This window comes from Endozoicomonas sp. ALC013, from assembly GCF_049310205.1.
In the GTDB taxonomy this organism is placed as follows: domain Bacteria; phylum Pseudomonadota; class Gammaproteobacteria; order Pseudomonadales; family Endozoicomonadaceae; genus Endozoicomonas.
Map to the genome: position 1 here is coordinate 1 of NZ_JBLYNS010000256.1, position 3,963 is coordinate 3,963.

Consider the following 3,963-nt stretch of genomic DNA (forward strand, 5'->3'; position numbering starts at 1 on the left):
GACGAAGAAGCAGGAATTTTTAGACCAATTTATCGCAACCGAAGCAGGACAGTCTTAAGTCCGACAGGCTCCTGGATGGGGCTATAGCAGTATTTAAGTGTGGTGCCGTGTGCACCTGAAAAAGTGAGTGATATAGGGCAATGTTTGAAGTCAATCCCATTAAGGAGCGTATCAAGGACCTGAGAGCGCGTACTGACGTGCTTAGGGGGTATCTTTGACTACGCTCACAAGAGTGAGCGGTTGCAGGAAGTAGAACGGGAGCTGGAAGACCCGAACGTCTGGAACGATCCGGAGTACGCCCAGAAGCTGGGCAAGGAGCGTTCCACCCTGGAAGCGATTGTTTCCACCATTGAAGAGCTGACCAGTGGCCTGGGGGATTCTGAAGAACTGCTGGAAATGTCGGTAGAAGAAGAAGACGAAGAAGGTGTCCAGGGCGTTGTGGATGAGCTTGATGAGCTGGCCCGGAAACTGGAAGTACTTGAATTTCGTCGTATGTTCTCCGGTGAAATGGATCCTAACAGCGCCTTTCTGGATATTCAGGCCGGTTCCGGCGGTACTGAGGCCCAGGACTGGGCCAATATGCTGCTGAGAATGTACCTGCGCTGGGGTGAGGCCAACGGTTTCAAAACGGACATCATTGAAGTCTCTGCCGGTGAAGTGGCAGGGATCAAATCGGCAACGGTTCAGTTTAACGGGGATTATGCGTTTGGCTGGCTGAGAACGGAAATCGGCGTTCATCGCCTGGTGCGTAAATCCCCGTTTGATTCCGGTAATCGTCGCCATACCTCCTTTGCTTCCGTCTTCGTTTCTCCTGAGATTGATGACAATATTGATATTGAAATCAATCCGGCGGATCTGCGTATTGATACCTACCGTTCCAGTGGTGCCGGTGGACAGCACGTCAACACCACCGATTCCGCCGTGCGTATTACCCACGGGCCAACGGGAATTGTTGTACAGTGTCAGAATCAGCGTTCCCAGCACCAGAATAAAGACAAGGCCATGCAGCAGCTGAAGGCCAAGCTTTATGAGATGGAGATGCAAAAGAGAACGGCGGAGTCTCAGGCGATGGAAGATTCCAAGTCGGACATCGGCTGGGGTAGTCAGATTCGCTCCTATGTACTGGATGACTCCCGTATTAAGGATCTTCGTACCGGGGTAGAAACCCGGAATACCCAGTCTGTGCTGGATGGTGACCTGAACAAGTTCATTGAGGCGAGCCTGAAAAAAGGCCTGTAACTGGAAGAATATTTTATGTCTGAAGAACATTTTTTGTCGCAACAGGCGCAGGCAGAAAAGGCTGCTGAAGCCCATGAAGAGAACCGCCTGGTTACCCTGCGCCGGGAGAAACTGGCGGCCATTCGCGCAAAAGGGGTGGCATTTCCCAATAAATTCCGTCGTGATTCGCTGGCTGGCGATCTTCAGGAGCAGTTCAAGGATCATGACAAGGCTGCCCTGGAAGGCCTGAACCACCCTGTTAAAGTGGCTGGCCGTATCATGTTGAACCGTGGCGCGTTCATGGAACTGCAGGATATGTCTGGCCGTATCCAGCTCTATGTGAACCGCAAACAGCTGCCGAAAGAGACCCTGGATGCCATCAAGACCTGGGACCTGGGGGATATTATCGGTGTAGAAGGTGCTGTCCAGCGCTCTGGCAAAGGCGACCTTTACGTTGATATGAGTGCTGTCCAGCTGCTGACCAAGTCTCTGCGCCCACTGCCTGAAAAGCACAAAGGCCTCACCGATACCGAGCAGCGATACCGTCAGCGCTATGTTGACCTGATTACCAGTGAACACTCCCGGGAAACCTTCCGGATCCGTTCCAGAATCATTCAGGGTATCCGTAACTACTTCCTGGGTCAGGACTTCATGGAAGTGGAGACGCCGATGCTACAGGTGATTCCCGGTGGTGCCACGGCCAGACCGTTTGTGACCCATCACAACGCGCTGGATATCGATATGTACCTCCGTATCGCTCCGGAACTGTACCTGAAGCGTGTGGTCGTTGGTGGTTTTGAACGGGTATTTGAGATTAACCGGAACTTCCGCAATGAAGGGCTGTCTACTAGACATAACCCGGAATTTACAATGATCGAGTTCTATCAGGCTTACGCGGATTATACCGACATGATGGATCACACTGAAGCCATGCTGAAACAGCTGGCTCAGGACGTTCTGGGTAAAACTGAGTTCGAGTACCAGGGGCAGATGATCGATTTTGGCAAGCCGTTTGCGCGGATGTCGGTATTTGAATCTATCTTGCATTTCAACCCGGATCTTGATGCCGCTGATATTGACAACCTGGAGTCAGCCACACAGGTTGCCGGTAAACTGGGCATTGATGTGAAGCCGATCTGGGGGCTTGGCAAGGTTCAGATGGAAATCTTTGATGAAACGGTGGAACATCACTTGCTTAACCCTACCTTCATCACGGATTACCCGACCGAAGTGTCGCCTCTGTCCCGTAAAAATGACGACAACCCATTTGTTACTGAGCGCTTTGAGTTCTTTGTGGGGGGTCGGGAAATCGCTAATGGCTTCTCTGAGTTGAATGACTCAGAAGACCAGGCTGAGCGCTTCAGACAACAGGTAGCAGAAAAGGATGCCGGGGACGATGAGGCAATGCATTACGATGCAGACTATATCAATGCTCTTGAATACGGTCTGCCACCCACTGCCGGAGAAGGTATTGGTATTGACCGGCTGGTAATGCTGTTTACGGATGCGCCGTCCATCAGGGATGTGTTGTTGTTCCCTCACATGCGTCCTCAGTAGATATTGACGCGGGAGTAATTGTGCTTAAGTTTGTACTTGTCAAATATGTGAATCGACGATGCAGGTATCATTTGCATTGGTTATATGAACCTGCCGTTTGGTTACCGTATTAGTAATTACCTGCTTAACTCAGTTATTTTCTGAGTCGCTGATAGTTCAGGATTGACGACATGAGCAGGCCAAGCCTGCTCATGTAGTATCCGGGAGCCTGAAGTTGAGTCGATGCGCTTTGCTGGTGAAGCCAGGAGTTTGCCATACGCCCGGTCTGATCGGTCTATAAGGATATGGGGAGTACTCCAGGTATGGCGGTCTGATAACCCTGAATAGTGGCAGGGCCGGTTTTCATACGTATGGTTGATTTCTGTACTAAGATGCTTGTTCAAGCGACGGTACTGGACGAACGCTATAAAACAATCAGGCAACTGTAAGGCAGTCTTAATATGGTCTCAACAATGGATTCCTCATCAGAAGGCATGAAAAGCTCTGGTAAGCACGACAGTGATATGAAACTGAAATACCAGGGGCGAAAAACCAGTCGTGCCAATAGTGAACAGCGTCGTCGTACAATTCTTGAGGCGGCATTAAGAATCGTTGTCAGAGATGGAGTCAGGGGTGTCCGTCATCGTGCTGTTGCCAAGGAAGCCAATGTTCCTCTTTCTGCAACCACCTATTATTTCAAAGACATTACGGATCTGATCACTGACACCTTCACTCTGTTTGTGGAGATGGGGGCCCAGAAGTTCAAGGCGTACTGGGAAGAGTCTGACAGTATGCTGAAAATGGCCATGAAAGAGCTTGTACCATCGGACCAGGCCAGTCGTCAGGTATTTGCTGACCGGATCAGTGATCTTGCTATTGAGTATGTTCTGATTCAGCTGGCAGAGCATCGTGACTACCTGATCGCAGAGCGTGCTTTCCAGCAGGAATGCCTGCGAAACGAAAACCTGAGGCCCATTGCCTTCAGTCACCAGAAGTTCTTTCTCGACAGTCTCAAAACATTCTTTGCAAAAATCGGCTCTAACCATCCTGATATTGATGCTGAACTATTTGGCAGTATTATCATTCATGTTGAGTACCAGGGATTAATTGCAGGTTTTGAAGACGAAACAACAGTGGACAGGCTCCGGGTAATGCTCAAGCGTCAAATAGAGTTGATGCTGGGTGTATACAGTTAGGAATTGCCTTTTT

At 50.1% G+C, this 3,963-nt stretch carries 3 protein-coding genes; all 3 read left to right on the top strand.

All coding sequences use genetic code 11. From position 1 onward, the window contains the following. Positions 1–140 precede the first annotated feature (140 nt). The 3 genes from prfB to ACO6V1_RS22770 all read left to right on the top strand — a co-directional run bounded on the left by prfB (position 141) and on the right by ACO6V1_RS22770 (position 3,950). Positions 141–1,239, top strand: a protein-coding gene (gene prfB / locus ACO6V1_RS22760) for a peptide chain release factor 2 (protein WP_422445613.1) whose coding sequence is annotated in 2 segments (ribosomal slippage) — positions 141–215 and positions 217–1,239 — 1,098 coding nt in all. Because the reading frame shifts where the segments join, the coding sequence is not laid out codon by codon here. A 15-nt stretch (positions 1,240–1,254) separates the two neighbouring features. Beyond that, a complete protein-coding gene (gene lysS / locus ACO6V1_RS22765; RefSeq protein ID WP_422459604.1) occupies positions 1,255–2,775 on the top strand; it encodes a lysine--tRNA ligase in 1,521 nt (506 codons plus the stop codon). Between the two features lie 452 nt (positions 2,776–3,227). Continuing rightward, positions 3,228–3,950, top strand: coding sequence for a TetR/AcrR family transcriptional regulator (locus ACO6V1_RS22770; RefSeq protein ID WP_241693334.1), 723 nt, complete (start codon positions 3,228–3,230; stop codon positions 3,948–3,950). Positions 3,951–3,963 lie beyond the last annotated feature (13 nt).